This is a genomic window from Paraburkholderia nodosa DSM 21604, assembly GCF_000519185.1.
GTDB lineage: Bacteria > Pseudomonadota > Gammaproteobacteria > Burkholderiales > Burkholderiaceae > Paraburkholderia > Paraburkholderia nodosa.
In genome coordinates this window covers 149,285-174,589 of sequence record NZ_JAFA01000001.1, presented here as the reverse complement: position 1 = coordinate 174,589, position 25,305 = coordinate 149,285, and the positions used below count along the sequence as shown (strand labels likewise).

At 65.1% G+C, this 25,305-nt stretch carries 26 protein-coding genes and 1 tRNA gene; 20 read left to right on the top strand and 7 right to left on the bottom strand.

The genetic code is table 11. The annotated features are described in order from the left end of the window. Positions 1-83: 83 nt before the first annotated feature. On the bottom strand, positions 84-2,099 hold the full coding sequence (locus tag A3CW_RS0100845) for a cation:proton antiporter domain-containing protein (RefSeq protein WP_028201867.1): 2,016 nt from the start codon (positions 2,097-2,099) through the stop codon (positions 84-86). A gap of 226 nt (positions 2,100-2,325) precedes the next feature. On the opposite strand from A3CW_RS0100845, the gene kdsD reads away from it, so the two are divergent. The 11 genes from kdsD to A3CW_RS0100790 all read left to right on the top strand — a co-directional run bounded on the left by kdsD (position 2,326) and on the right by A3CW_RS0100790 (position 11,989). Continuing rightward, entirely contained in the window at positions 2,326-3,312 is a 987-nt protein-coding gene (kdsD, locus tag A3CW_RS0100840) for an arabinose 5-phosphate isomerase KdsD (RefSeq protein ID WP_028201866.1), read from the top strand. Continuing rightward, a complete protein-coding gene (locus A3CW_RS0100835; RefSeq protein WP_035512122.1) occupies positions 3,312-3,866 on the top strand; it encodes a KdsC family phosphatase in 555 nt (184 codons plus the stop codon). Before kdsD ends, A3CW_RS0100835 begins: the two co-directional genes overlap by 1 nt. Beyond that, the gene (lptC, locus tag A3CW_RS0100830; RefSeq protein ID WP_028201865.1) at positions 3,863-4,462 is read left to right on the top strand and encodes an LPS export ABC transporter periplasmic protein LptC; all 600 of its coding nucleotides are present in this window, start codon (positions 3,863-3,865) and stop codon (positions 4,460-4,462) included. Before A3CW_RS0100835 ends, lptC begins: the two co-directional genes overlap by 4 nt. Before the next feature lie 31 nt (positions 4,463-4,493). Then, positions 4,494-5,186, top strand: coding sequence for a lipopolysaccharide transport periplasmic protein LptA (gene lptA, locus A3CW_RS0100825; RefSeq protein ID WP_028201864.1), 693 nt, complete (start codon positions 4,494-4,496; stop codon positions 5,184-5,186). Further along, positions 5,183-5,974 (top strand): LPS export ABC transporter ATP-binding protein, encoded by a 792-nt coding sequence (gene lptB, locus A3CW_RS0100820; protein WP_028201863.1) that lies wholly within the window; start codon positions 5,183-5,185, stop codon positions 5,972-5,974. Before lptA ends, lptB begins: the two co-directional genes overlap by 4 nt. Before the next feature lie 278 nt (positions 5,975-6,252). Beyond that, positions 6,253-7,770, top strand: a complete 1,518-nt coding sequence (locus tag A3CW_RS0100815; protein ID WP_028201862.1) for an RNA polymerase factor sigma-54 — start codon at positions 6,253-6,255, stop codon at positions 7,768-7,770. 173 nt (positions 7,771-7,943) lie between these two features. Next, positions 7,944-8,300 carry a ribosome hibernation-promoting factor, HPF/YfiA family gene (gene hpf, locus A3CW_RS0100810; RefSeq protein ID WP_028201861.1) on the top strand — a complete coding sequence of 119 codons (357 nt, stop codon included), beginning with the start codon at positions 7,944-7,946 and terminating at the stop codon, positions 8,298-8,300. Positions 8,301-8,654: 354 nt separating this feature from the next. Further along, positions 8,655-9,110 (top strand): PTS IIA-like nitrogen regulatory protein PtsN, encoded by a 456-nt coding sequence (gene ptsN / locus A3CW_RS0100805; protein WP_028201860.1) that lies wholly within the window; start codon positions 8,655-8,657, stop codon positions 9,108-9,110. A 196-nt stretch (positions 9,111-9,306) separates the two neighbouring features. Continuing rightward, positions 9,307-10,275 carry an HPr(Ser) kinase/phosphatase gene (gene hprK / locus A3CW_RS0100800; RefSeq protein WP_028201859.1) on the top strand — a complete coding sequence of 323 codons (969 nt, stop codon included), beginning with the start codon at positions 9,307-9,309 and terminating at the stop codon, positions 10,273-10,275. Positions 10,276-10,414: 139 nt separating this feature from the next. Then, entirely contained in the window at positions 10,415-11,308 is an 894-nt protein-coding gene (gene rapZ, locus A3CW_RS0100795) for an RNase adapter RapZ (protein WP_028201858.1), read from the top strand. Between the two features lie 42 nt (positions 11,309-11,350). Continuing rightward, complete coding sequence (locus A3CW_RS0100790) at positions 11,351-11,989, top strand: LON peptidase substrate-binding domain-containing protein (RefSeq protein WP_028201857.1); 639 nt, start codon at positions 11,351-11,353, stop codon at positions 11,987-11,989. Positions 11,990-12,029: 40 nt separating this feature from the next. On the opposite strand, the gene mutY is transcribed toward A3CW_RS0100790, so the two are convergent. Both mutY and mutM read right to left on the bottom strand, forming a co-directional pair. Further along, complete coding sequence (gene mutY, locus A3CW_RS0100785) at positions 12,030-13,163, bottom strand: A/G-specific adenine glycosylase (RefSeq protein ID WP_028201856.1); 1,134 nt, start codon at positions 13,161-13,163, stop codon at positions 12,030-12,032. Positions 13,164-13,178: 15 nt separating this feature from the next. Beyond that, the gene (gene mutM / locus A3CW_RS0100780; protein WP_028201855.1) at positions 13,179-14,009 is read right to left on the bottom strand and encodes a bifunctional DNA-formamidopyrimidine glycosylase/DNA-(apurinic or apyrimidinic site) lyase; all 831 of its coding nucleotides are present in this window, start codon (positions 14,007-14,009) and stop codon (positions 13,179-13,181) included. A 122-nt stretch (positions 14,010-14,131) separates the two neighbouring features. Between mutM and A3CW_RS0100775 the strand changes: the two genes are divergently transcribed. The 8 genes from A3CW_RS0100775 (at position 14,132) to hisC (ending at position 21,399) form a co-directional block, all read left to right on the top strand. Next, positions 14,132-15,967 carry a tetratricopeptide repeat protein gene (locus A3CW_RS0100775; RefSeq protein ID WP_028201854.1) on the top strand — a complete coding sequence of 612 codons (1,836 nt, stop codon included), beginning with the start codon at positions 14,132-14,134 and terminating at the stop codon, positions 15,965-15,967. After that, positions 15,967-16,629 (top strand): lipoprotein insertase outer membrane protein LolB, encoded by a 663-nt coding sequence (gene lolB / locus A3CW_RS0100770; protein ID WP_051481081.1) that lies wholly within the window; start codon positions 15,967-15,969, stop codon positions 16,627-16,629. The genes A3CW_RS0100775 and lolB overlap by 1 nt, the downstream gene beginning before the upstream one ends. Before the next feature lie 80 nt (positions 16,630-16,709). After that, entirely contained in the window at positions 16,710-17,612 is a 903-nt protein-coding gene (gene ispE, locus A3CW_RS0100765) for a 4-(cytidine 5'-diphospho)-2-C-methyl-D-erythritol kinase (protein WP_028201852.1), read from the top strand. A 50-nt stretch (positions 17,613-17,662) separates the two neighbouring features. Beyond that, positions 17,663-17,739, top strand: a tRNA-Gln gene (locus tag A3CW_RS0100760). A 90-nt stretch (positions 17,740-17,829) separates the two neighbouring features. Next, positions 17,830-18,786, top strand: a complete 957-nt coding sequence (locus tag A3CW_RS0100755; protein ID WP_028201851.1) for a ribose-phosphate pyrophosphokinase — start codon at positions 17,830-17,832, stop codon at positions 18,784-18,786. 169 nt (positions 18,787-18,955) lie between these two features. Further along, positions 18,956-19,564: a 50S ribosomal protein L25/general stress protein Ctc gene (locus A3CW_RS0100750; RefSeq protein WP_028201850.1), complete on the top strand. Its 609-nt coding sequence runs from the start codon at positions 18,956-18,958 to the stop codon at positions 19,562-19,564. A gap of 149 nt (positions 19,565-19,713) precedes the next feature. Next, complete coding sequence (gene pth / locus A3CW_RS0100745) at positions 19,714-20,316, top strand: aminoacyl-tRNA hydrolase (protein ID WP_028201849.1); 603 nt, start codon at positions 19,714-19,716, stop codon at positions 20,314-20,316. Positions 20,317-20,331: 15 nt separating this feature from the next. Then, positions 20,332-21,399 carry a histidinol-phosphate transaminase gene (gene hisC / locus A3CW_RS0100740; RefSeq protein WP_028201848.1) on the top strand — a complete coding sequence of 356 codons (1,068 nt, stop codon included), beginning with the start codon at positions 20,332-20,334 and terminating at the stop codon, positions 21,397-21,399. A 68-nt stretch (positions 21,400-21,467) separates the two neighbouring features. Here hisC and A3CW_RS0100735 read toward each other — a convergent pair whose 3' ends face one another. From A3CW_RS0100735 to rsmD, 3 genes are all read right to left on the bottom strand, one after another. After that, complete coding sequence (locus A3CW_RS0100735) at positions 21,468-21,728, bottom strand: YfhL family 4Fe-4S dicluster ferredoxin (protein ID WP_028201847.1); 261 nt, start codon at positions 21,726-21,728, stop codon at positions 21,468-21,470. A gap of 80 nt (positions 21,729-21,808) precedes the next feature. Next, positions 21,809-22,312 carry a pantetheine-phosphate adenylyltransferase gene (gene coaD / locus A3CW_RS0100730; protein WP_028201846.1) on the bottom strand — a complete coding sequence of 168 codons (504 nt, stop codon included), beginning with the start codon at positions 22,310-22,312 and terminating at the stop codon, positions 21,809-21,811. Between the two features lie 108 nt (positions 22,313-22,420). Continuing rightward, entirely contained in the window at positions 22,421-23,068 is a 648-nt protein-coding gene (rsmD, locus tag A3CW_RS0100725) for a 16S rRNA (guanine(966)-N(2))-methyltransferase RsmD (RefSeq protein ID WP_028201845.1), read from the bottom strand. Positions 23,069-23,370: 302 nt separating this feature from the next. Here rsmD and ftsY point away from each other — a divergent pair, with 302 nt between their 5' ends. Next, the gene (gene ftsY, locus A3CW_RS0100720; RefSeq protein ID WP_028201844.1) at positions 23,371-24,531 is read left to right on the top strand and encodes a signal recognition particle-docking protein FtsY; all 1,161 of its coding nucleotides are present in this window, start codon (positions 23,371-23,373) and stop codon (positions 24,529-24,531) included. Between the two features lie 96 nt (positions 24,532-24,627). Here the strand turns inward: ftsY and maiA are convergent, their stop codons facing one another. Beyond that, on the bottom strand, positions 24,628-25,275 hold the full coding sequence (maiA, locus tag A3CW_RS0100715; protein WP_028201843.1) for a maleylacetoacetate isomerase: 648 nt from the start codon (positions 25,273-25,275) through the stop codon (positions 24,628-24,630). Positions 25,276-25,305: the final 30 nt, after the last annotated feature.

Sequence of the window (25,305 nt, the reverse complement as noted above, 5' to 3'; positions counted from 1 at the left end):
AGAACGGTGGAGCTATTTAAACGGGGCAGAACCCCTTGGCGCAGTCTCGCGATTGCGGCAGCGAAGGTGACAACGACGGCGTATCAGGCCGCCGCCGCGCCCGCGCCGGCAGCCCCCGGCTTGCGATGCCGCGAAAGCCGCTCCTCGGCCTGCGCGAGCTGCTCGGGCAGACCGCGCAGCACGACGATGTCGGCCTCGCGCAGCTTGGTCGATGGGTCCGGTTCCACGCCGCGAATGCCGTGGCGGCGGATCGCCGTCACCTCGACGCCGAGCTCGTACAGGCCCAGTTCCGCGAGCGTGCGGCCCACGGCGTCGGCGCGCTCGTCGACCGGTACGGATTGTAGCCGCACCTGCTCGTGACCGTCCTCGCCCACATCGTCGGTGCCGTGGAAGTAGCCGCGCAGGAGGCTGTAGCGCTCGTCGCGCAACTCTTCCACGCGACGCACCACGCGCCGCATCGGCACGCCCATCAGCACCAGCATGTGCGAGGCAAGCATCAGGCTGCCTTCCACGATCTCCGGAATCACCTCGGTCGCGCCCGCGGCGAGCAGGCGTTCGAGATCGGCGTCGTCCACCGTGCGCACGATCACGGGCAAGGTCGGCTCCAGCTCGTGAATGTGATGGAGCACGCGAAACGCCGATTGCGTGTTGGCATAGGTGATCGCCACGGCGGCCGCACGGTGGATGCCCGCGGCGACGAGCGATTCGCGCCGCGCCGCGTCGCCGAACACCACCGACTCGCCCGCCGCCGCGGCCGCGGCCACGCGGTCGGGGTCGAGGTCGAGCGCGACGTACGAAAGGCCTTCGTATTCGAGCATGCGCGCGAGATTCTGCCCCGCGCGGCCGTAGCCGCACACGATCACATGGCCGCTTTGCTTGATGCTTTGCGTGGCGATGCGCGTCATCATCAGCGACTGCTGCATCCATTCCGTCGAGGACAGGCGCAGCACGATGCGATCGGCGTTCTGGATGAGGAACGGCGCGGCGAGCATCGACAGCAGCATGGCCGCGAGGATCGCCTGGAGCAGCGTGGCGTCGACCAGATGCTTGTCGAGAATGAGGTTCAGCAGCACGAAGCCGAATTCGCCGGCCTGCGCGAGGCCAAGACCCGTGCGCATGGCCACGCCCGGCGAGGCGCCGAAAATACGCGTGAGCGCCGTGATGAGCACGGCCTTGAGCACGACCGGCCCGAGGAAGAACGCCGCCACCATGATGGGGTGCTGCCAGATGACGTGCGGGTTGAGCAGCATCCCCGTAGTCACGAAGAACAGGCCGAGCAGCACGTCGCGAAACGGCTTGATGTCCTCTTCCACCTGGTGCCGGTAAGGCGTTTCGGCGATCAGCATGCCCGCAATGAAGGCGCCGAGCGCGAGCGAGAGGCCGAACTTGTCGGTGATGAACGCGGCGCCCAGCGTGACGAGCAGCACGTTGAGCACGAACAGCTCCTGCGAGCGGCGGCGCGCGACCACGTTGAACCAGCGCGTCATGAACTTCTGCCCGACGAAGAGCAGAATGCCGAGCGCGAGCACGATCTTCACGGCGGCGGTGCCGAGCGACTCGACGAGCGACGCCGACGAGCCGCCGAACGCCGCGATCACGATCAGAAGCGGCACCACGGCCAGATCCTGGAACAGCAGCACGCCCATAATGTTGCGGCCATGCTCCGATTCGATCTCGAGCCGCTCGGACAGCATCTTGCTGACAATGGCCGTGGACGACATGGCGAGCGCGCCGCCCAGCGCCACGCAGGCCTGCCACGTGATATGCACCCACGGCTCCAGCGCGAGCCCGAGCAGGAGCGCCACCACGATCGTGCCGAGCACCTGCGAAAGCCCGAGGCCGAACACGGCGTAGCGCATGGCGCGCAGCTTCGAGAGCGAGAACTCGAGGCCGATGGAGAACATCAGGAACACGACGCCGAACTCAGCCAGGTTCTGCGCGCCATGCGTGTCCGGCACGATGCCGAGCGAGCGCGGGCCCACGAGAATGCCCACCGTGAGGTAGCCGAGCATCGGCGGCAGATTCAGATAACGAAACAGCACGACGCCAACCACCGAGGCGAGCAGCAGGAACAGCGTCATTTCCAGCGGGGAGATCATCGTGTGAAGCGTCCTCGTTCGTCTGCGTTGTTACCGGCGATGCAAATTCTGCCCCGCGCCGGGTCAATCATCGACGCAAGGGCGGCTAGGGCCTGTTTACATTAATAACGGGCTAAATGGGAAGGGCTACGGAGAAACGACTGGGCAAGCCCGGCGGCTCGCGCACGGGGTTTTGGCGCTGGGGGGCGCTGGCGCGGCGCGCAGACGCCTTTGCTATACTCCGCGGATGATAGCGAAAATCAATGGCGACCGGGCGCTGAAGCTCGCTCGCAACGTGCTCGACATCGAAGCGGACGCCGTGCGCGGGCTTCGCGACCGGCTCGACGACAACTTCGTAGGCGCGGTCGACCTTATCCTCAGCTGCCGCGGACGCGTGGTCGTGTCCGGCATCGGCAAATCGGGCCACATTGCCCGCAAGCTCGCGGCCACGCTGGCCTCCACGGGCACCCCGGCGTTCTTCGTGCATCCGGCGGAAGCGAGCCACGGCGACCTCGGCATGGTCACCGCCGACGACGTCTTCATCGGCCTGTCGAACTCCGGCGAATCCGAAGAACTCGTGGCGATCCTGCCGCTCGTCAAGCGCATTGGCGCGAAGCTCATCGGCATGACGGGCAATCGCCCGCAGTCGACGCTTGGCCAGCTCTCCGATGTGCATCTGGACGCCGGCGTGGAGAAAGAAGCCTGCCCGCTGAACCTCGCGCCCACCGCCAGCACGACGGCGGCGCTCGCGCTCTCCGACGCGCTCGCGGTCGCGGTGCTCGACGCACGCGGCTTCGGCGCCGACGACTTCGCGCGCTCGCATCCGGGCGGCGCGCTCGGCCGGCGCCTGCTCACCTACGTGCGCGACGTGATGCGCACGGGCGACGAAATCCCGAAGGTGCGCGACGACGTGACCGTGCGCGACGCCCTCTTCCAGCTCACGGCCAAGCGCATGGGCATGACGGCGGTCGTCAACGCCGACGGCCACGTGCAAGGCATTTTCACCGACGGAGACCTGCGCCGCGTGCTCGAGCGCGTGGGCGATTTCCGCGACCTGCCGATCGCGCAGGTCATGACGAAAGGCCCGCGCACCATCGGCCCGGACCAACTTGCCGTCGAAGCCGTGGAACTGATGGAGCGCCATCGCATCAATCAGATGCTGGTCGTCGATGCCGAGGGCACGCTGATCGGCGCCCTCAACATGCACGACCTGTTCTCCAAGAAGGTGATCTGATGGCTACCCCACTCGACGCAACCGCGCGCGCCGCGCGTGTGCGCCTCATGATTTTCGACGTCGACGGTGTGCTCACCGACGGCGGCCTGCTCTTCACCGGCGCGGGCGACACGATGAAGGCGTTCAACTCGCTCGACGGCCACGGCGCGAAGCTCCTGCGCGAAGCCGGCGTCGACACGGCCATCATCACGGGGCGCCGCTCGGAGATCGTCGCCGTGCGCGCGAAGGAACTGAAGATCACACACCTGTGGCAAGGCGCGGAAGACAAGCGCGTCGCGTTCGCCGAGCTGCTCTCGCAGACGGGCATTGCGCCCGAAGCGTGCGGCTACATGGGCGACGACTGGCCCGACCTCGGCGTGATGCTCCAGTGCGGCTTCGCGGCCGCGCCCGCGAACGCCCATCCGGACGTGCTCTCGCGCGCCCACTGGGTGTCCGACAAGGTGGGCGGCCACGGCGCCGTGCGCGAAGTCACCGACCTGATCCTGCGCGCGCAGAACCGTTACGACGCCCTGCTCGCCGAGGCCTGCGCGCCGCTCGCCGGGATGCCGCGATGAACCCGAAGTTCCGCCTCACTTCGCTCGTGCCGCTCGTGTGCGTCGCCGCGCTCGCCGGTTTCACGTGGTGGCTGCTGCAGGCCGTCCAGCCGCGCGAGAAGGAGGCGGCGCCGCGTGCGCCCACGCATACGCCCGACTATTTCGCCGACAACTTCTCGGTGTCCGAGCTCGACCAGTCGGGCGCCACGCAGTACCGGCTCACGGCCACGCACATGGTTCACTACGAGGACGACGAGAACAGCGACCTCACGAACCCGGCCGTACGCGCATTCCAGCCCGGCAAGCCGATTGTCACGGCCACCGGGCTGCGCGGCACGGTCAACGCCGACGCCTCGATCGTCAACCTGTACGACAACGCGCGCATTCTGCGCGCGGCTGGCGCTGGCGATCCCGAAATGCAGGCTGATTCCGAGCATTTCAAAGTGCTCGTGAACGACGATGTGATCCTGACCGAAAAGCCGGTTAAACTTCGACGCGGCCAGTCGGTCATGACGGCCACCAGCGGCATGAACTACAACAATGTCTCCCGGGTCATCCAGCTCTTCGGCAACGTCCGTGGAGCCATCGCCCCGGCTGACTCCGGCGGCTCGTCCTGAACGCCGGGCCGTCCACGCAAGGCACGATTGCATGAACGATTCGCTTCCCCGTCCAATGAACGGCCGTTCGCCCGACGCGCGCCGCGCACGCTTCGCGGCGCTGATGGCGCTCGCCAGCGCGCTGCTGTTCGCCGGCCTCGCGCCCGCGGCCCACGCCGAACGCGCCGACAAGGACAAGCCGCTCAATATCGAAGCGGACAACATGACGTATGACGATCTGAAGCAGCAGACCGTCTTCACGGGCCACGTGGTCGCCACCAAGGGCACGATCCTCATCAAGGCCGACAAGCTCGTCGTCACGCAGGACCCGCAGGGCTACCAGTTCGCGACCGGCACCGTCGCGCCGGGCACGCCCGCCGAGAAGCTCGCCTACTTCCGCCAGAAGCGCGAAGGCCTCGACGAATACGTCGACGGCACGGCCGAGCGCATCGATTACGACGGCAAGCAGGACCTCACCACGCTCACGACGCGCGCCACGGTGCGCCGTCTGCAGGGCCTCTCGACGGTGATGGATCAGGTCCACGGCAGCGTCGTCACGTATGACGGCCAGAACGACTTCTATACGGCGCGCTCCGGAAAGGACGTCGCAGGTCCCGGCAACCCCGGCGGCCGCGTTCGCGCCATGCTCTCGCCGCGCAACACCACTACCGGCGCACAGCCACCCGCCGGCGCCCCGGCCGCGCTCACGCCGTCCACCAAGCTGCAGGAAGCGCCGCCACAGTGAATACCGTTACCGCCCCCCAAAGCTACGGCCGCCAGCTGGCCGGCAAGACGAGCACGCTCGTCGTGCGCAACCTGAAGAAGCGCTATGGCTCGCGCACCGTCGTCAAGGACGTTTCGCTCGACGTGAAGAGCGGCGAAGTGGTCGGGCTGCTCGGCCCGAACGGCGCCGGCAAGACTACGTCGTTCTACATGATCGTGGGTCTCGTGCCGCTCGATGCCGGCGAGATCGACCTCGACGGCCGGTCCATCAGCCTTCTGCCCATCCACAAGCGCGCGGCGCTCGGTCTTTCGTATCTGCCGCAGGAAGCTTCGGTGTTCCGCAAGCTCAGCGTCGAGGAGAACATCCGCGCAGTGCTCGAACTGCAGGTGGATGGCAACGGCAAACGTCTGTCGAAAGACGTCATCACCGAGCGCGCCGAAGCGCTGCTCGAGGAGCTGCAAATCGCGCATCTGCGCGATAATCCGGCGCTGTCGCTCTCGGGCGGCGAACGCCGGCGCGTCGAAATCGCGCGCGCGCTCGCAACCGATCCGAGCTTCATCCTGCTCGACGAGCCATTTGCGGGCGTCGACCCGATCGCCGTGCTGGAAATCCAGAAGATCGTGAAGTTCCTCAAGCAGCGCAACATCGGCGTGCTGATCACCGACCACAACGTGCGCGAAACGCTCGGCATCTGCGATCACGCGTACATCATCAGCGACGGCAGCGTCCTCGCGGCCGGCGCACCCGGCGAGATCATCGAGAACGAGAACGTGCGCCGCGTTTATCTCGGCGAGCACTTCCGCATGTAAGCCCCCGGGCGCGCCTCGCGCGCCCCCTCACCGCCGTCCCGCAGCACCCACCCGGGCGCGCGATCCGCTTTCGCGCTTTTCCGGCCTCATCTTTCGCATTCCCCGTGTAACTCCGCTGTATCGACCTTGCCCCCAAAACGGTGCCTGGCAGGCCGGGCAGCGCCCCCTGTTTGCGCACCAAATTCCGGGCACGCACCGGCGCGGCGCACGCTCGTTTTTGCGAATGTCCCGTGGTTTCGCCCGCGTGGCAAACTCTTTACAATGGTTCGCACACCGCCATGAAAGCCAGCCTCCAACTCCGCCTCTCGCAGCATCTTGCGCTCACGCCACAACTGCAACAGTCCATCCGGCTGCTGCAGCTGTCGACGCTCGAACTGCAGCAGGAGGTCGCGACGGCGATCTCGCAGAACCCGCTGCTCGAGAACGAGGACGACTGGATCGCGAGCCCGCTGCGCGTGGCCGCGGACGGCTCGCTCATCGCGCAGCCGCCCACGTCCTCCGGCGCCGAGCCGATGCAGGGCGCGAACAGCGGCACTTCGGCCTCGAACGGCAGCGGCGAGAACAGCGAGAGCGAGCCGCGGGGCGTGGACGAATACGACGGCCTTGGCGGCGACGCGAACGGCGACGCGAGCCAGTGGAACCTGGACGACTACGGCCGCTCGGGCAACGCCTCCGACGACGACGACCTGCCGCCGCTGCAGATCCACGAGTCGACCACCACGCTGCGCGACCATCTCATGGCGCAGTTGCGCGAAACGAACGCGAGCCAGCGCGACCGCGCGCTCATCACCTTCCTGATCGAATCGCTCGACGAAGACGGCTACCTCAGCGCGACCTGTGAGGAAATACTTGCCGACATTCCCGAAGAATTCGAAATCGACACCGACGAATTCAATGCGGCGCTAGCGCTGCTGCATAGCTTCGACCCCGCGGGTGTGGGCGCCCGCTCCGCTTCCGAGTGCCTCAAGCTGCAGTTGCTGCGCGTCAATTCGTCGCCCACGCGCACACTCGCGCTCGAGATCGTGTCGAACCATCTGGAACTGCTCGCCGCGCGCGACTTCACGCGGTTGCGCAAGCAACTGAAGACGGGCGACGACGAGCTGCGCGAGGCGCATGCGCTGATCCGTTCGCTCGAACCGTTCCCGGGTGCATCGTATGGCAAGGCCGAAGCCGATTACGTGGTGCCCGACATCATCGTGAAGAAGGCCGGCCAGAACTGGCATGCGGAACTGAACCCCGAGGTGGTGCCGAAGCTGCGCATCAACCATCTGTACGCGAATATCCTGCGCAACAACCGCGGCGATCCGGGCAGCGGTTCGCTGCGCCAGCAGCTGCAGGAAGCGCGCTGGCTCATCAAGAATATCCAGCAGCGCTTCGAGACGATCCTGCGTGTTGCGCAGGCTATCGTCGAGCGTCAGAAGAACTTTTTCGTGCACGGCGAAATCGCCATGCGCCCCTTGGTTTTGAGGGAGATTGCTGATACGCTGGGCCTACACGAATCAACTGTCTCGCGTGTGACAACCGGTAAATACATGCTGACTCCATTCGGGACACTTGAATTTAAGTACTTCTTCGGATCGCATGTATCGACGGACACCGGAGGCGCTGCATCGTCTACCGCCATCCGCGCCCTCATCAAGCAACTCATAGGAGCCGAGAACACCAAATCTCCTCTTTCAGACAGCCGCATAGCCGAACTGCTGGCGGAACAGGGCTTCGTGGTCGCGCGACGCACAGTCGCGAAGTATCGCGAGGCACTGAAGATTCCGGCGGTCAATCTGCGCAAGTCTCTTTAGCTTGTTCCGGCTTTTACGGAGCAGGCGTTTTCCGGCCGCTACGCCCGTTGGCGGACATGGCCGGCCGAGTTAGCCCGCCGTCGCAGGCCTTTCGGGGAGCCGCGCACAGGCAGACAGTCGACCGGCATTGCCGCACTTCACGCGTCACGCGGCCATTAGCCTGGAGAAGCACTATGAATCTGAAGATCAGTGGACACCATCTCGAAGTAACGCCAGCGTTGCGAGAATACGTGATCACCAAACTGGACAGGGTGCTAAGACATTTCGATCAGGTAATCGATGGCAATGTGGTCCTCTCGGTCGACAACCATAAGGAAAAGGATAAGAGACAGAAGGTTGAAGTGAACCTTCATCTGAAAGGCAAGGACATATTTGTGGAGAGCGCGAACGGCGACATGTACGCCGCCATCGATCTCGTGGTCGACAAGCTGGACCGCCAGGTCGTACGTCACAAGGACCGCGTGCAGGGACATCAACATGAGGCGATCAAGCACCAGCCTGCGCCCATCATCGAAATCCCGCCGCAGTGATCCCACAGTGTCCTGTGTGGCGATTCACGCCATGAACCGGGGCTGGAGTCGATAGTTCATCCTCCGCCCCTCGAAGCAAAGCCGCCCGAACCGGGCGGCTTTTTCGTGAGTGCACGCAATGCAGGGTTTTACCGCTGGGTGCAACCGGGCAACGAGGGTTGCGCTCATGCGTGGCGCATCGCACCATCGGCATGGACGCTTGTTCTATAATGGTCCAGTCGTATTACGGGGTCTAACGCGCCAACAGGTCCCCACTGGTCCCGGCACCGGGCTTCGTCGCCAGATCCAAAGCTTCCGCCAAAGCGGTCAGCTGTCGGGGTGTGGAGCATTCAGGCCACGTTTTCGCCTGCCAACATGAATCGTTTAGCCAAAATACTTCCTATCGAGAACGTCGTCGTCGGCCTGTCCGTCACCAGCAAGAAACGCGTCTTCGAGCAGGCTGGCCTGATCTTCGAAAACCAGAACGGCATCGCCCGCAGCACGGTTACCGACAATCTTTTCGCACGCGAGCGCCTCGGCTCTACGGGCCTGGGCGAAGGCGTCGCGATCCCGCACGGCCGCATCAAGGGCCTGAAGCAGCCGCAGGCCGCCTTCGTGCGCCTCGCCGAGCCGATCGCCTTCGAAGCGCCAGACGGTCAGCCCGTCTCGCTCCTGATCTTCCTGCTCGTGCCCGAACAGGCCACGCAGCAGCACCTTGAAATCCTGTCAGAGATCGCACAACTGTTGTCGGATCGCGAAACGCGTGAGCGGCTCCATACGGAAGAAGACCGCGAAACGTTGCATCGCCTGCTCACCCAGTGGCAACCTTGATGTAATGTGCGGCGTCTTGTGGTGCGCGGTCGCGGTACGCGCGGCCGAACAGCGCGCGCTCGACGCTCGTTGCAGGGGTGAAGCGCCGGGCGTCGGCAGCCGTTAACCACCCAGGTAGCGCATCCAGGTCGCGCGATTTATTTAGCCAGCAATTCAGTCAGCCGTTAAGCGAGTCATCTCGCGGAGTCACCGACTCATGGACACTTCCAGCATCAACGCCCAAAGCATCTTCGACGACAACGCCACCACGCTGAAACTCAGCTGGCTGACGGGGCACGAAGGCTGGGAACGCGGCTTTTCGACCGAGACGGTGGCCACGGCCACGGCGAGCGCGGACCTCGTCGGCCACCTGAACCTCATCCACCCGAACCGCATCCAGGTGCTCGGCGACGCCGAAATCCACTACTACCAGCGCCAGACCGACGAAGACCGCTCGCGCCACATGGCCGAGCTGATCGCGCTCGAACCGCCGTTCCTCGTGGTCGCCGACGGCATGACCGCGCCCCCCGAACTGGTGCTGCGTTGTACGCGTTCTTCCACGCCGCTCTTCACCACGCCAATGTCGGCGGCCACTGTCATCGACAGCCTGCGCCTCTACATGTCGCGCATACTCGCGCCGCGCGCGACGCTGCACGGCGTGTTTCTCGACATTCTCGGCATGGGCGTGCTGCTCACGGGCGACTCGGGTCTCGGCAAGAGCGAGCTGGGTCTGGAGCTGATCAGCCGCGGCCATGGCCTCGTGGCCGACGACGCCGTGGACTTCGTGCGCCTCGGCCCCGATTTCGTCGAGGGCCGCTGCCCGCCGCTGTTGCAGAATCTGCTCGAAGTGCGCGGCCTCGGTCTGCTCGACATCAAGACGATCTTCGGTGAAACGGCCGTGCGCCGGAAGATGAAGCTCAAGCTCATCGTGCAGCTCGTGCGCCGCCCGGACGGCGAGTTCCAGCGTCTGCCGCTGGAGAGCCAGACCGTCGACGTGCTCGGCCTGCCCATCAGCAAGGTCACGATCCAGGTGGCCGCGGGCCGCAACCTCGCCGTGCTGGTCGAGGCCGCCGTGCGCAACACGATCCTGCAATTGCGCGGTATCGACACCCTGCGCGACTTCATGGACCGCCAGCGTCTCGCCATGCAGGACCCCGACAGCCAGTTTCCCGGCAAGCTGATCTGACGCCCGAAGCCGCGCGGCCGGCGAGGCGCGCGAAGCACGCCGCGCGCCCCCCCCGAAACGAGCGCCTGCGGCCCGGAGAGCCAATACAGGCGCGCGGATCGGATGCTATGATGACCCAATCGGGTTCATCGACTCTCCCATGCGTATCATCCTGATCACCGGCATTTCGGGTTCCGGCAAGTCAGTGGCGCTCAACGCGCTCGAAGACGTCGGCTACTATTGCGTCGACAATCTGCCGCCGCGCTTTCTACCGCAACTCGCCCAATATCTCAGCGACGATGGCTACGAACGCCTCGCCGTCGCTATCGATGCGCGCTCGGGTTCGTCGTTCGACGACATGCCGGAGATGATCCGCGACCTGGCTCTTCGCCACGACGTGCGCGTGCTCTTCCTCAACGCGAGTACGCAGTCGCTCATCCAGCGCTTCTCGGAAACGCGGCGCCGCCATCCACTTTCGGGCTCCGCCGCGCACGACGCGAACGTGGGCATGCTCAAGTCACTCGAAGAAGCGATCGAGCACGAGCGCGAACTCGTCTCGAACCTCGCCGAATTCGGCCATCAGGTCGACACGAGCAACCTGAGTTCGAACGCACTGCGCCAGTGGGTGAAAGTGTTCGTCGGCGGCGAGCGCGGCTCGCTCATGCTCACGTTCGAATCGTTCGGCTTCAAGCGCGGCGTGCCGCTCGACGCGGACCTCGTGTTCGATGTGCGCACGCTGCCGAACCCGCATTACGACGCCCGCCTGCGGCCGCTCACCGGGCTCGATCAGCCCGTGATCGACTTTCTGAATGCGCAGTCGGCCGTTCACGAAATGATCGACGATGTCTATGCGTTCGTCGCGAAGTGGCTGCCGCACTTTCGCGCCGACAACCGCAGCTATCTCACCGTTGCGATTGGCTGCACGGGCGGACAACATCGATCGGTGTACATCGCCCAGACGCTCGCCACGCGCTTTGCCGGCGAGTCGAACGTTATCGTGCGTCACCGCGACGCGCCTCTCGATGTCGGAGAGTCGTCACGGCTGATCGCCTAACCGGCTGCGCATCGCGCGGCCCTTAACCGAAAGCGTTGCGCCATGCCCTCGTCTCCTGCCGTGCTTGCCGATTTGCCGTTGTTCCCGCTGCATACGGTACTGTTCCCCGGCGGCCTGCTGCCGCTCAAGATCTTCGAAGCGCGATACCTGGACATGGCGAGCGAGTGCCTGCGCGAGCACACGCCGTTCGGCGTGTGTCTGCTCAAAAGCGGCGCGGAAGTCGCGCAGCCCGACGAGACCACTGCCGTGCCCGAGCCCGTCGGCTGCCTCGCGCTCATCGAGCAATGCGATGTCGAGACCGTCGGCATGCTGCACATCCAGGCTCACGGCACCCAGCGCTTTCATCTGCTCTCGCATCGCGTGGAAGCCGACGGCCTGCTCGTGGGCATGGCCGAACTGATCCCCGAAGATATTCCGCTGGAAGGCGGCAATCAGCTCGCGCAATTCGGCGCGTGTGCGGAAGTCCTCGAGCGCATCATCGCGACGATCCGCGAGCGCGACCCCGCGAGCCTGCCGTTTGCGGAGCCGTTCCGCTTCGACGATCCCTCGTGGGTATCGAACCGTCTGGCCGAGGTGCTGCCGATCGCGCTGCGCGCGCGTCAGAAGCTCATGGAGTTGAACGACGCGGGCGCGCGTATCGAAATCGTGCATCACTACATGCAGCAGCATCAATTGCTTTGAGGCGGCGTTGATGCTGCGTTGATGTCGCTTGCTCGCTGACTCAGATCAGCGGTCCACGCAAACCGTCGAGCAGCTTGCGCACTGGCGCGGGCAGGCCATACGCGTCGATATTGCCGAGCGACACCCATGCGGTCTGTCCATCGTTGGCTTCGAGCGGCGCGGCATCGTGCCTGAGTTCGATCACGCGCGGCTCGATGTCTAGCTTGAAATGCGTGAACGTATGCGTGAGCGGCATGAGCGCGGAGCTCGACGCCGCGCCCTCCGGCGTCACGCCGAAGTCTCGCGCGCGCTCGGCGAGCGCGGGTTCGTCCGCGGCTTCGGGCAAGCTCCATAATCCGCCCCAGATACCCGATGGCGGGCGCTTCTCCAGCATGACCGCGTCGCCGTCGAGCAGCACGAGCATCCACGTACGCCGCGTGGGCACGGCCTTCTTCGGGCGCGCGGCGGGCAGTTCGCGCTGACGTCCCGTCGTCTTCGCCACGCAGTCGTCAGCGAACGGGCAGCGCGCGCAGTCGGGCTTGCCGCGCCCGCAAAGCGTCGCGCCAAAATCCATCAAGCCCTGCGTGTACGCGCTCACGTCGGCGTCGCTCGCTTCGGGACCCGGCACGAGCGTTTCGGCGAGCGTCCACATCGCGTTCTCCACGCGCTTTTCGCCAGGAAAGCCTTCCACGCCGAACACGCGCGCGAGCACGCGCTTCACGTTGCCGTCCAGGATCGTCTCGCGCGCGCCGAACGCGAACGACGCGATCGCCGCCGCCGTCGAACGGCCGATGCCGGGCAGCTCAGCGAGCGCCTCGACCGTCGAAGGAAACTTGCCGCCGTGGGTATCGGCCACGACCTGCGCGCAGCGGTGCAGATTGCGCGCGCGCGAGTAATAGCCGAGGCCGGCCCAGAGCGCCATCACGTCGTCGTCGGGCGCGGCGGCGAGCGCTTCGACCGTGGGAAAGCGCTCGAGAAAACGCGTGTAGTACGGAATCACGGTCGAGACCTGGGTCTGCTGCAGCATGATTTCCGAGAGCCAGATACGGTACGGGTCGCGCGTGTTCTGCCAAGGCAGGTCGTGACGGCCATGCTCGCGCTGCCAGGCGATCAGGCGCGGCGCGAAACCGGTAAGGAGTTCAGCGGGATAGGCGCCAGCCGGTAGCGGCGCGGAAGTGGAGGACGTTCGGTACATGAAAAAGCTAGTCGCTCAGCGCTGGCAGCGCGGACAGAAATAGGTGGAACGCTGGCCCTGCACGATCTGTTTGATCGGCGTGCCGCACACGCGGCAGGGTTGGCCGGCGCGGTCATAAACGAAGTATTCGAGCTGGAAATAGCCGCTTTCGCCATTGCTGCCGACGAAGTCGCGCAGCGTGCTGCCGCCCTTCTCGATGGCCGAGGCGAGCACGGCGCGCACGGCGTCCGCGAGCAGTTCGTAACGCGCCAGCGAAACGCGGCCCGCCGGGGTGGTCGGCCGGATGCCGGCGCGGAACAAGCTTTCCGACGCGTAGATATTGCCAACGCCCACCACGATATCGCCCGCGAGCAGCGCCTGCTTGACGGCGACCTTGCGGCCGCGGGTCTCGCGAAAGAGCAGCGCGCCGTCGAAGGCCGGCGCGAACGGCTCGATGCCGAGCCCCGCCAGCAGCGGATGGCCGAGCACGTCGCCGGCCTCGCGCGGGTGCCAGAGCACGGCGCCGAAACGGCGCGGGTCGCGAAAGCGCAGCGTGAAGTCGTCGAAGAACCAGTCGACGTGATCGTGCTTCTCCGCGGCGGGCGGCTTCGGCAGATTGCGCAGCACGCGCAGTGTACCGGTCATGCCGAGATGCACGATGAACCAGCCCTCGTCGACCTCGAACAGCAGATATTTGCCGCGCCGCCCGACCGAACGTATCGTGCGGCCGCGCAGCGTTCGGGCGAGCGTGGCCGGCACGGGCCAGCGCAATGCGGGGTTGCGCACCTCCACACGCTCGACGCGGCGGCCCGCGACCCACGGTTCGATCCCCCTTCGGGTAACCTCAACTTCTGGCAACTCTGGCATGTCTTGCGGCCTGATTCGGATGCTGGTCCGGGTTGGTCTGCAACTTGCATAAACGTGTGTGCGCGTTGTGCGCGTATTGTAGCCAGCGCGTTACAATCGACCGAAACATTCGACGGAATTCCATGGAACTGTCTTTCGTTAAGCTGTTCGCGAAGCGTCCCGCGACGCCCCGCGTGCCTGCCGCCTTCGCGCGTCGCCTCGTTGGCGCCGCGGTTCTCGCCGCCTGGGCGCTGACCACGTCGAACGCGTATGCGCAGGATCCGTCCCCCGACACGGACGACACTTCCGTCACTATGCCGGACGCTTTCGGCCCCGCCTCGCCCGACGAGAAGAAGGATCTGCCGGGCGTTCCGCTGTCGAGCCAGATCGTCTTCCAGGTGCTCGCTGCGGAAATCGCGCTGCAGCGCGACCAGCCTGCACCGGCCTTTCAAACGTATCTCGCGCTCGCGCGCGACACGCACGACCCGCGCATGGCGCAGCGCGGGACCGAAATCGCGCTCGCGGCGCAAAGCCCGTCCGACGCCCTGACCGCGGTCCAGCTCTGGCAGCAGTACGCGCCCGATTCCGAGCGCGCGGCGCAACTCGACGCTTCGCTGCTCGTGCTTGCCGGCAAGCCCGACGACGCCCAGCCGCTGCTCGCGCGCGAACTGGCGAAAGTACCGGCCGACAGCCGCGGCCAGGCCATCCTCTCGCTGCAGCTTCTGCTTTCGCGCGGCCCCAATCGCGTGGGCGGCCTGAATGTGCTCAAAGCGCTGCTCAAGGACGACATGAACCGTCCCGAAGCACAGCTCGCGATCGGACGCCAGCAACTGCTCGCCGACGATGCGCCCGGCGCGCGCAAGTCGTTCGAGCAGGCGCTCGCGCTCAAGCCCGACTACCTTCCCGCCGCGCTGATGCTCGCGCAGATGGGCCCGGAGGAGCGCGCCGAAGGCATTGCGTCGATCGAAAAGTACGTCCAGCAGAACCCGAAGTCGCGTGAAGGCCGTCTTGCACTTGCACAGACCTATCTCGCTGCCGACCGCCTCGATGACGCGCAGAAGCAGTTCGAGATTCTGCACAAGGACAACGCGACCGACCTGATGCCGCTCATGGCGCTCGCGCTCATCAGCGTGCAGCAGAAGAAGTTCGACGCTGCGCAGAAGTATTTGACGCAATACGCGCAACTTGCCGAGAAGAATCCGGCCGCCGACCCCGGTCAGGCCTATATCTACCTCGCGCAACTGTCGGTCGAGCAGAAGGACGACGCCGGCGCGCAGAAGTGGCTCGACAAGATCCAGCCCAGCAGCCAGCAGTACGTGCCGGCCCAGATCACGCGCGCGCAGATCCTGGACAAGGAAGGCAAGACCGACGACGCGCGCCGTCAGCTCGCGAGCATTCAGGCCGACGATCCGCGCGACCAGGCGCTGATCGCGCGCACCGATGCCGCGATCCTGTTCGACGCGAAGCGCTACCCGGAAGCCGAGGCACGGCTCGCGAAGGCGACCGCCGACTTCCCGGACGACCCGGACCTCACCTATGACTACGCGATGGCCGCGGAAAAGACCGGCCACTACGACGTCATGGAAGCGCAGCTGCGCAAGCTGATCAAGACGCAGCCCGACAATCCGCAGGCCTACAACGCGCTCGGATACTCGCTCGCGGACCGCAACCAGCGCCTGCAGGAAGCTGACAAACTGGTGGAAAAAGCCTCGGCGCTCGCACCGGACGACGCGTTCATCATGGACAGCGTGGGCTGGGTGAAATTCCGCCTGGGCGACAACGCCGACGCGATCAAGCTCTTGCGCAAAGCCTACAGCCTCCAGCCGAACGCGGAAATTGGCGCGCACCTCGGCGAAGTGCTCTGGAAAAACGGCGACCAGGACGGCGCCCGCGCTGCCTGGCGCGAGGCCCGCAAGCTCGAACCCGACAACGACACGCTCCTGAGGACGCTCAAGCGCCTCCAGGTCAACGATCTCTGATGGCAGATTTTTTCACTTCGATCTCCCCCAAGGCCCTCCCCGTTGCGCGCGCCGCCCGCCTCGTACGGCGCGCGTCGCTCGGCGCAGCGGCGGCTGCGCTCCTCGTGCTCACGGGCTGCGCGACGCAACAGCCGCCGCGCCAGCCGTCCACCTCGAACGCCACGACCTCGCTCTCTACGCAGACGAACCGCGCCTATCATGGCCGCTTCGCCGTGCAGTACGTCGACCAGAACGGCCAGCAGCGCAACGCGTACGGCAACTTCGACTGGCACGAGACCGATTCGACGGTGACGCTGCAACTGCTCAATCCACTCGGCCAAACGCTCGCGCTCGTCACGTCCGCGCCGTCGCAAGCCACGCTGGAACTGCCTAACCGCCAGCCGCTCACGGCCGACAACGTGAGTACGCTCATGCAGCAGGCGCTCGGCTTCGCACTGCCCGTGGAAGGGCTGCGTTACTGGCTGCAGCCTTCGGTCGCGCCCACATCGCACGCGCGCACCACGCCCGACCCGCAAAATCCGCAGCGGCTTTCGCAGATCGAGCAGGACGGCTGGACCGTCGATTACGTCGCCTACGCGGACGCGCCGGCCACTGGCGTGAAGCGCGTCAATCTCACGCGCGAAGTCCCGCCGCTCCAGATCAAGCTCGTGCTCGACCAGTAAGCGCGCCGGTTACCGTCTCTCATCAGCAATATCTGGCCGGCATGCGCCGGCCAGGATCCAGGCATCGCCCCAAGAGCATCATGATCGAAACCCAGGACTCGCTGCGCGACTGCCTCGCGCCCGCGAAACTCAATCTCTTCCTGCACATCACGGGCCGCCGTCCCAATGGCTATCACGATCTGCAGACCGTGTTCCAGTTGCTCGACTGGGGCGACACGCTGCATTTCACGCGCCGGCACGACGGCCGCATCACGCGTACCGTGGAAGTGGAAGGCGTACCTGCCGAGCACGACCTCACCGTGCGCGCCGCGACGCTGCTCAAGGAGCACACGGGTACGGGCGAGGGTGTCGAGATCGATATCGAAAAGCGTCTGCCGATGGGCGCGGGTCTCGGCGGCGGCAGCTCCGACGCAGCCACGACGCTGCTCGCGCTCAACCGTCTCTGGAAGCTCAACCTGCAGCGCGAGGAATTGCAGGCGCTCGCACTCAAGCTGGGCGCGGACGTGCCCTTCTTCGTGTTCGGAAAAAATGCGTTCGCGGAGGGTGTTGGCGAAGCTCTCGAGGCTGTACAATTGCCCCCGCGTCATTTTTTGGTCGTGACGCCGCGGGTTCATGTTCCTACTGCCGAGATTTTTTCGGAAAACTCGTTGACAAGGGACACAAAGACCCGCACAATAGCAGTCTTTCTTGCACAGCAAGCAACGCAAAACGGATGGCCAGACAGCTTCGGTCATAACGATATGCAAGCCGTTGTCGCAGGAAAATACGCGGAAGTAGCGCAGGTGCTTCGATGGTTTGAAAGTGTGTCGAACAGCATCGCACCAGCGCGGATGACCGGATCGGGTGCCAGCGTTTTTGCAGCATTCGCCAGTCGGTCCGAAGCAGAATCGGCACGAGCCAGACTGCTTGCGGAACAACCTGACTGGAGAAGCGCGGTAGCCTCGAGTCTGAATACGCATCCACTCTTCGCTTTCGCGGCATAGTTTTGCGTGGTTGATCGTCCTACCGGTCAGTCAGGCTCAAAGTCGAGTGTAGGGGAGTCGCCAAGTTGGTTAAGGCACCGGATTTTGATTCCGGCATGCGAGGGTTCGAGTCCTTCCTCCCCTGCCAAAATTTCCAGGCAGTTCGCTCTGTGGGTTACCCAGGGCAGTTCGCCTAAGTAGTTCCTCTCGCCCCCTCAAAGTCCGCAGCAGGTGCATGATGAGCAGCCATGACGGCCTGATGGTTTTTACTGGCAACGCAAATCCCGCGCTTGCCCAGGAAGTCGTCAAGATCCTCGGTATTCCCCTCGGCAAGGCTATGGTTAGCCGCTTTTCCGACGGTGAGATCCAGGTCGAAATCCAGGAAAACGTGCGCGGCAAGGACGTCTTCGTCCTTCAGTCGACTTGCGCGCCGACCAACGACAACCTGATGGAACTGATGATCATGGTCGATGCGCTCAAGCGCGCATCCGCAGGCCGGATCACCGCAGCTATCCCCTACTTCGGCTATGCCCGTCAAGACCGCCGCCCCCGTTCGGCGCGCGTCGCCATCTCGGCGAAGGTCGTGGCGAACATGCTGGAGATCGCCGGCGTCGAGCGGATCATCACGATGGATCTGCACGCCGACCAGATTCAGGGCTTCTTCGATATTCCCGTCGACAACATCTATGCAACGCCCGTGCTGCTCGGCGATCTGCGCAAGCAGAATCACGAGAACCTGCTGGTCGTTTCGCCGGACGTCGGCGGCGTGGTGCGCGCCCGTGCGCTCGCCAAGCAACTGAATTGCGATCTCGCCATCATCGACAAGCGTCGTCCGAAGGCGAACGTCGCCGAAGTGATGAACATCATCGGTGAAGTCGAAGGCCGCACCTGCGTGATCATGGACGACATGGTCGACACCGCCGGCACGCTCTGCAAGGCAGCGCAAGTGCTGAAGGAACGCGGCGCGAAGAAGGTGTTCGCTTACGCCACGCACCCGGTTCTCTCGGGTGGCGCAGGCGAGCGTATCGCCGCTTCGGCTCTGGACGAACTCGTCGTGACCGACACGATTCCGCTGGGCACCGAAGCGCGTTCGTGCGCGAAGATCCGTTCGCTCACGAGCGCAGGCCTTCTCGCCGAAACGTTCTCGCGTATCCGCCGCGGCGACTCGGTGATGTCGCTCTTCGCGGAAAGCTGACAAGTATTGACGCGCAAGGCGCGGGGTTCGCAAGAACGCCGCGCTTTTGCACGTAATCGGCGCGAACGGACGAAGGTTCGCGCTGCATCGCTGGGGGCCCAAAGGTAGGCGTTCTGCTGAAAAGGCCCCGTTTTACTGCCTGGTCGCGGGCAGTGCAATGGAGAATCAAATGAAAGTCATCGCTTTCGAGCGTAACCTGCAAGGTACGGGTGCGAGCCGCCGCCTGCGCAATGCTGGCAAGACCCCTGGCATCGTGTACGGTGTCGGTTCGGAGCCGCAACTGGTCGAAGTCGACCACAATGCGCTGTGGCACGCCCTGAAGAAGGAAGCCTTCCACTCGTCGATCCTCGAGCTCGAAGTGGCAGGCAAGTCGCAGCAAGTGCTGCTGCGCGACGTGCAATACCACCCGTTCCGTCAGCTCGTGCTGCACGTGGACTTCCAGCGCGTGGATCCGAACAAGAAGATCCACACGAAGGTGCCCCTGCACTTCATGAACCAGGAAACCAACCCGGCTGTGAAGACGGGTGGCGCGATCATCTCGCACGTTCTGGCTGAAATCGAAGTCCAGTGCCTGCCGGGCCAACTGCCGGAATTCCTCGAAGTCGACCTCGCGACGATCGAAGCCGGTCAATCGCTGCATGCCAAGGACATCACCCTGCCCGCAGGCGTGACGCTGGTTCAGCACGTTGAAGCGGAAAACCCGGTCATCGCGTCGGCACCCGTGCCGGCTGGCGCCCAGGCGGCTGCTGAAGGCGAAGAAGCGCCGGCTGCGGAGTAAGCGCAGCGGCCTCAATGAGCCGATCCTCTCGATCCGTTTCCCTGAAACGGACGACGTGACCCGCCGCGGTTCGCCCCGGCGGGTTTTTTTTCGCACTTTTTCGTACACTTGCGGGTCAATTCAACGATTTCCGCAGGCGGAACACCACAATGATCAGGTTGATCGTCGGGCTCGGCAATCCGGGCGCCGAATACACGGCGACGCGCCACAACGCGGGCTTCTGGCTCGTGGACCAGCTCGCGCGCGAAGCCGGCACGACGCTGCGCGACGAGCGGCGCTTCCACGGCCACTATGCGAAGGCGCGCCTCTACGGCGAGGAAGTGCATCTGCTCGAACCGCAGACCTATATGAACCGCTCGGGGCAATCGGTCGTCGCGCTCGCGGCCTTCTTCAAGATCCTGCCCGATGAGATCCTCGTCGCGCACGACGAGCTCGATCTGCCGCCCGGCGCCGTCAAGCTCAAGCTCGGCGGCGGCAGCGGCGGTCACAACGGCCTGAAGGACATCTCCGCGCATCTGTCGACGCAGCAGTACTGGCGTTTGCGCATCGGCATCGGCCATCCGCGCGACCTGATTCCCGAAGGCGCGCGCGCCGGCGCGAAGCCCGATGTCGCGAACTTCGTGCTCAAGCCGCCGCGCCGCGAGGAGCAAGAGGTGATCGACGCCTCGATCGAACGCGCGCTCGCCGTGATGCCGACGTTCCTGAAGGGCGAGGCCGAACGCGCGGTGATGCAGCTGCATCGCAATGGTTGAAACAAGGAGAGCGTCTTGAGTCGTTACTGGAGTGACATCGTCAACCGGCTCGTGCCCTACGTGCCGGGCGAACAGCCCGCGCTCGCGAAGCCGGTCAAGCTCAACACCAACGAGAATCCGTATGCGCCCTCCCCGCGCGTGCTCGAGGCGATCCGCCACGAGCTGGGCGAGACGGGCGAGTCGCTGCGCCGCTATCCCGACCCCGTCGCGAAGCGTCTGCGCGCCGCCGTGGCCGCGCATCACGGCATCCGCGCGGAGCAGGTGTTCGTCGGCAACGGCTCCGACGAGGTGCTCGCTCACGCATTCCAGGCGCTGCTCAAGCACGACAAGCCGATCCTCTTTCCCGACATTACCTACAGCTTCTACCCGACCTACGCGCGGCTCTACGAGGTCGAGTACCGCACGGTGCCGCTCACGGAGCAGTTCACGATTCGCGTCGACGATTACCGCCAGCCCAATGGCGGCGTGATCTTCCCGAATCCGAATGCGCCCACGGGTCACGCGCTGCCGCTCGCGGAAATCGAGCGGCTCATCGCGGCGAACACGGAATCCGTGGTGGTGATCGACGAAGCGTATGTGGATTTCGGCGCCGAATCGGCGATCGCGCTGATCGACCGCTATCCGAACCTGCTGGTCGTGCACACGACTTCGAAATCGCGCTCGCTCGCGGGCATGCGCGTGGGCTTCGCGTTCGGTCACCCCGATCTCATCGATGCGCTCAACCGTGTAAAGGACAGCTTCAACTCATACCCGCTCGACCGCCTGGCGCAAGCCGCCGCGACCGCCGCTTACGAAGATGACGAGTGGCTCAGGACCACCAGCGCGCGCGTGATCGCAAGCCGCGAGCGCCTGACGGCCGCGCTCACGGCGCTCGGCTTCCAAGTGGTGCCTTCGGCGGCGAATTTCGTGTTCGCGAGGCATCCCGAGCACGGTGCGGCGGCAATTGCGGCCAAACTGCGCGAAAAAGAGATCTTCGTGCGACATTTCAACGCGCCGCGCGTGAACCAGCATCTGCGCATCTCGATCGGCACCGATGCCGAGTGCGACACGCTCGTCCATGCATTGAAGGCCATCGTCGCGTAAGAAGACGGCAAGATGAAATAAAAAACGCGCCAGTTGGCGCGTTTTTTATTTCCGGAGGATTGCGCGATTCAGGCGCTGTTCTTCGCCGCCGTCAGCGCGTGGTACTTCTGCATCAATTGCTCGGGCGACTCGACATGCTCCGGATTCTTGGGAATGCACTCCACCGGGCACACCTGGATGCACTGCGGCTCATCGAAATGGCCGACACATTCGGTGCACTTTTTCGGGTCGATCACGTAGATTTCCGGGCCCATCGAGATCGCGTCGTTCGGGCACTCGGGCTCGCACACGTCGCAATTGATGCACTCGTCGGTAATCATCAGGGCCATGCTGTTCTCACTTCCTGCCGGCGCGAAGGCCGGCTCACACGTTGCTTAGCCCCACAGTTTACGCTGCTTTCGCCTCGCGTTCACGCCTTCGTAACCGGGGCGCCCATTGAGGCGACCTTGTCCTGCAAGCGCTTTTCCACGGACGGAAACACGAACTTGCTCACATCGCCGCCCAACTGGGCGATTTCACGCACGATCGTGCCCGAAATGAACTGATACTGGTCCGACGGCGTCATGAACATCGTCTCGACGTCGGGCAGCAGGTAGCGGTTCATGCCCGCCATCTGAAATTCGTACTCGAAGTCCGATACGGCGCGCAGGCCGCGCACGATCACGCGTGCGTTGTTGGTGCGCACGAAGTCCTTCAGGAGCCCCTTGAAGCTCATGACCTGCACGTTCGGATAGTGGCCGAGCACCTCGTGGGCAATCTCGAGCCGCTCGTCGAGCGAGAAGAAAGGCTTCTTGTTGCGGCTGTCCGCAACGCCGACTACCAGCGTGTCGAAAATGCTCGACGCGCGCCGCACGAGATCTTCGTGGCCGCGCGTGAGCGGGTCGAAGGTACCGGGGTACACGGCGACTACCATGAGGCTTCTCCTCTCAACAGAAATGGGGCGCAATGCGGTGCCGTGGCGACGCATGCACACGTGCGTGCGTGACGGCCAGGCCGCCCGCCGCTTCTTATCGAACGCGCATTATTCCTCATTTTCGCGCTGCAGCAAATGATAGTGAACCGCACCCGCCCGGCCCTCGCGCACCACGCTCCAGCCCGCCAGCGTGGGCCGCACAGCCGGATCGATGCGCTCGCCCGACTCCACGTAAAGCCAGCCGTCCGGCGCGACGAGCGGCGCGGCCAGCTCGAGCGCACGATCGAGCAGCGCGGTGTCGCCGAACGGGGGATCGAGGAACACCACATCGAACGAGCCTGGCGCGAGATTGGCCGCGAGGCGCAGTGCGTCGGCTTCCGCGATTTCGATCATGCGCGCGCCAAGGTGCGCCTGGTTCGCGCGCAGTTGCGCGGCGGCGCGCGCGCTGCGCTCCACCATCACGACGCGCGCGGCGCCGCGCGAGGCCGCCTCGAAGCCGAGGCCGCCGCTGCCCGCGAAAAGATCAAGGCAACGCAGGCCGTCGAGACGCTGGCCGAGCCAGTTGAAGAGCGTTTCGCGCACGCGGTCGGGAGTCGGGCGCAGACCATCGAGGTCGAGCACCGGTAGCGGCGTGCGCTTCCAGTCGCCGCCGATGATGCGGATCGTGTGCGCGCCGCCACCACCGCCGCCACGTGCGCGCGGATCGGATTGATGGGCGCGGCCGCCTTGGCCACGTGAAGGTGAGGAACGGGTCATGCGTTGGGTCGTACGGCTGCGTGCATTTGACCGCCGGCAGTCAACTTGCCGGCGGAACTCGACTGCGAGGTTCGGGCACGACGCTTTCGCATCGCACCCTCCAATGCGCGCACGTTACCACAGGGGCGCGCAGGTGCCGCGTGCGCGCCGCAACGGCCCTGGGCGGGCCCCCACGGCGACGCCGCAGCGACTCCAGCTAACGCGCCTGATAAAATGCCATGTTTTCCGCGCGTTACCTCTTCCCATGCCGTCGCTGACCGCCCCTCGGTCCGATCCGCAGCGCGCCTGACCCACCCCAGACCATGTTCAGTTTCTTCAAACGATTCCGCGGCTCGAAGGACGCCGAGAACGCGCCGGCCGAGAATGCGCAGGACGAAGCCACGCTCGATGCGCCGGACGAGGCCGTTGACGCGCCCGCCAGCACGCCCCGCGAACCGTCGCCCGCGCCGTCCGCTCCACCGGTCGCGCCCGCTCCGGTCCAGCCGCAGCAAGCCGCCGACGAAAACGATGACGAGCCGGAAGCCGTCGAAATCGTCCCGCCGCCCGCGCTCGAGCCCGCCGCAAAGCAATCGTGGCTCACGCGCCTGAGGTCGGGGCTTTCGAAAACCGGCTCGAACATCCAGAGTATCTTCGTCAACGCGAAGATCGACGACGACCTCTACGAGGAGCTGGAAACCGCGCTGCTGATGTCGGATGCGGGCGTCGACGCGACCGAATATCTGCTCGAAACGCTGCGCCAGAAGGTGCGCGCCGAGCGCCTGACCGACGCACTGCAGGTGAAGAACGCCCTGCGCGAGCTGCTCATCGGCCTGCTCAAGCCGCTCGAAAAGTCGCTCATGCTCGGCCGCGCGCAGCCGCTCGTGATGATGATCGCGGGCGTGAACGGCGCGGGCAAGACCACCAGCATCGGCAAGCTCGCCAAGCATCTGCAAAGCTTCGACCAGAGCGTGCTGCTCGCCGCCGGCGACACGTTCCGCGCCGCCGCGCGCGAACAGCTCGCCATCTGGGGGCAGCGCAACAACGTGACGGTCGTGCAGCAGGAAAGCGGCGACCCGGCGGCGGTGATCTTCGACGCCGTGAGCGCCGCGCGCGCCCGCCGCATCGACGTGGTAATGGCCGACACCGCGGGCCGCCTGCCCACGCAATTGCATCTGATGGACGAGCTGAAGAAGGTCAAGCGCGTGATCGGCAAGGCGTTCGACGGCGCGCCGCACGAGGTAGTGCTCGTGATCGACGCGAACACAGGCCAGAACGCGCTCGCACAGGTCAAGGCCTTCGACGACGCGCTCGGCCTCACCGGCCTCATCGTCACGAAGCTCGACGGCACCGCCAAGGGCGGCATTCTCGCCGCGATCGCACGGCAGCGCCCGATTCCCGTGTATTTCATCGGCGTGGGCGAAAAGGTCGAAGACCTGCAGCCGTTCGTGGCCGAGGAATTCGCCGACGCGCTGCTTGGCAGCTGAAAGCGCGCTTTACCCGGACTTAGATGCACGAAGGGCGTCGTTCTCGCGAACGACGCCCTTCTTCATTGGTACGGCCAGCGTGAGCCGGTCAGACGCTCATTCCGTATCCGGCTGCACACCCGGCGCGGCGCGCGCGAACGCATCGAGCGTGAGCGCGTAGTCGTTGATGCGCTGAATGGTCGGGTAACGCGTCGTGTCGATCTTGAACCGGTTCGCGTTGTAGACCTGCGGCACGATGCAAAGATCGGCGACAGTCGGCGTGTCGCCGAACGCGAGCTTGCCGGTGCGCGGATCGCTGGCGAGCCGCTGTTCGAGCGTCGCGAAACCCGCCTCGATCCAGTGGCGATACCACGCGTCTTTCGTCGCGTCGTCCGCGCCCACGGTGTGCTTGAGGTACTTGAGCACGCGCAGGTTGTCCACCGGATGAATCTCGCACGCCACCTGCAGCGCGAGCGAGCGCACGTGAGCGCGGTCGACGGGCGACTTCGGCAGCAGCGGCGGCTCGGGATGCGTCTCTTCCAGATACTCGATGATCGCGAGCGACTGCTGTAGCGTGTGCCCTTCGTCGTCGACGAACGCCGGCACGATCGCGTCGGGATTCACCTGGCGGTAGGCGGGCTTGAGCTGCTCGCCGCCGTCGCGCACGAGGTGAACCGGCACGTACTCGTACGACAGGTTCTTCAGATTCAGCGCAATGCGCACTCGATACGACGCCGAACTGCGGAAATAGCTGTAAAGCTTCATGCTCCTCTCTTGCTCCTCTTGAATCGTGAT

Bases quoted from the DNA above. Each gene is read 5' to 3' on its own strand.
- A3CW_RS0100845 (WP_028201867.1), bottom strand. From the start codon at position 2,099: ATGATCTCCCCGCTGGAAATGACGCTGTTCCTGCTGCTCGCCTCGGTG.
- A3CW_RS0100775 (WP_028201854.1), top strand. From the start codon at position 14,132: ATGGAACTGTCTTTCGTTAAGCTGTTCGCGAAGCGTCCCGCGACGCCC.
- mutM (WP_028201855.1), bottom strand. From the start codon at position 14,009: ATGCCAGAGTTGCCAGAAGTTGAGGTTACCCGAAGGGGGATCGAACCG.
- hprK (WP_028201859.1), top strand. From the start codon at position 9,307: ATGGACACTTCCAGCATCAACGCCCAAAGCATCTTCGACGACAACGCC.
- ptsN (WP_028201860.1), top strand. From the start codon at position 8,655: ATGAATCGTTTAGCCAAAATACTTCCTATCGAGAACGTCGTCGTCGGC.
- A3CW_RS0100735 (WP_028201847.1), bottom strand. From the start codon at position 21,728: ATGGCCCTGATGATTACCGACGAGTGCATCAATTGCGACGTGTGCGAG.
- pth (WP_028201849.1), top strand. From the start codon at position 19,714: ATGATCAGGTTGATCGTCGGGCTCGGCAATCCGGGCGCCGAATACACG.
- mutY (WP_028201856.1), bottom strand. From the start codon at position 13,163: ATGTACCGAACGTCCTCCACTTCCGCGCCGCTACCGGCTGGCGCCTAT.
- A3CW_RS0100815 (WP_028201862.1), top strand. From the start codon at position 6,253: ATGAAAGCCAGCCTCCAACTCCGCCTCTCGCAGCATCTTGCGCTCACG.
- lptC (WP_028201865.1), top strand. From the start codon at position 3,863: ATGAACCCGAAGTTCCGCCTCACTTCGCTCGTGCCGCTCGTGTGCGTC.
- coaD (WP_028201846.1), bottom strand. From the start codon at position 22,312: ATGGTAGTCGCCGTGTACCCCGGTACCTTCGACCCGCTCACGCGCGGC.
- hpf (WP_028201861.1), top strand. From the start codon at position 7,944: ATGAATCTGAAGATCAGTGGACACCATCTCGAAGTAACGCCAGCGTTG.
- ftsY (WP_028201844.1), top strand. From the start codon at position 23,371: ATGTTCAGTTTCTTCAAACGATTCCGCGGCTCGAAGGACGCCGAGAAC.
- A3CW_RS0100750 (WP_028201850.1), top strand. From the start codon at position 18,956: ATGAAAGTCATCGCTTTCGAGCGTAACCTGCAAGGTACGGGTGCGAGC.
- lptA (WP_028201864.1), top strand. From the start codon at position 4,494: ATGAACGATTCGCTTCCCCGTCCAATGAACGGCCGTTCGCCCGACGCG.
- maiA (WP_028201843.1), bottom strand. From the start codon at position 25,275: ATGAAGCTTTACAGCTATTTCCGCAGTTCGGCGTCGTATCGAGTGCGC.
- lolB (WP_051481081.1), top strand. From the start codon at position 15,967: ATGGCAGATTTTTTCACTTCGATCTCCCCCAAGGCCCTCCCCGTTGCG.
- A3CW_RS0100835 (WP_035512122.1), top strand. From the start codon at position 3,312: ATGGCTACCCCACTCGACGCAACCGCGCGCGCCGCGCGTGTGCGCCTC.
- kdsD (WP_028201866.1), top strand. From the start codon at position 2,326: ATGATAGCGAAAATCAATGGCGACCGGGCGCTGAAGCTCGCTCGCAAC.
- A3CW_RS0100790 (WP_028201857.1), top strand. From the start codon at position 11,351: ATGCCCTCGTCTCCTGCCGTGCTTGCCGATTTGCCGTTGTTCCCGCTG.
- rsmD (WP_028201845.1), bottom strand. From the start codon at position 23,068: ATGACCCGTTCCTCACCTTCACGTGGCCAAGGCGGCCGCGCCCATCAA.
- A3CW_RS0100755 (WP_028201851.1), top strand. From the start codon at position 17,830: ATGAGCAGCCATGACGGCCTGATGGTTTTTACTGGCAACGCAAATCCC.
- ispE (WP_028201852.1), top strand. From the start codon at position 16,710: ATGATCGAAACCCAGGACTCGCTGCGCGACTGCCTCGCGCCCGCGAAA.
- rapZ (WP_028201858.1), top strand. From the start codon at position 10,415: ATGCGTATCATCCTGATCACCGGCATTTCGGGTTCCGGCAAGTCAGTG.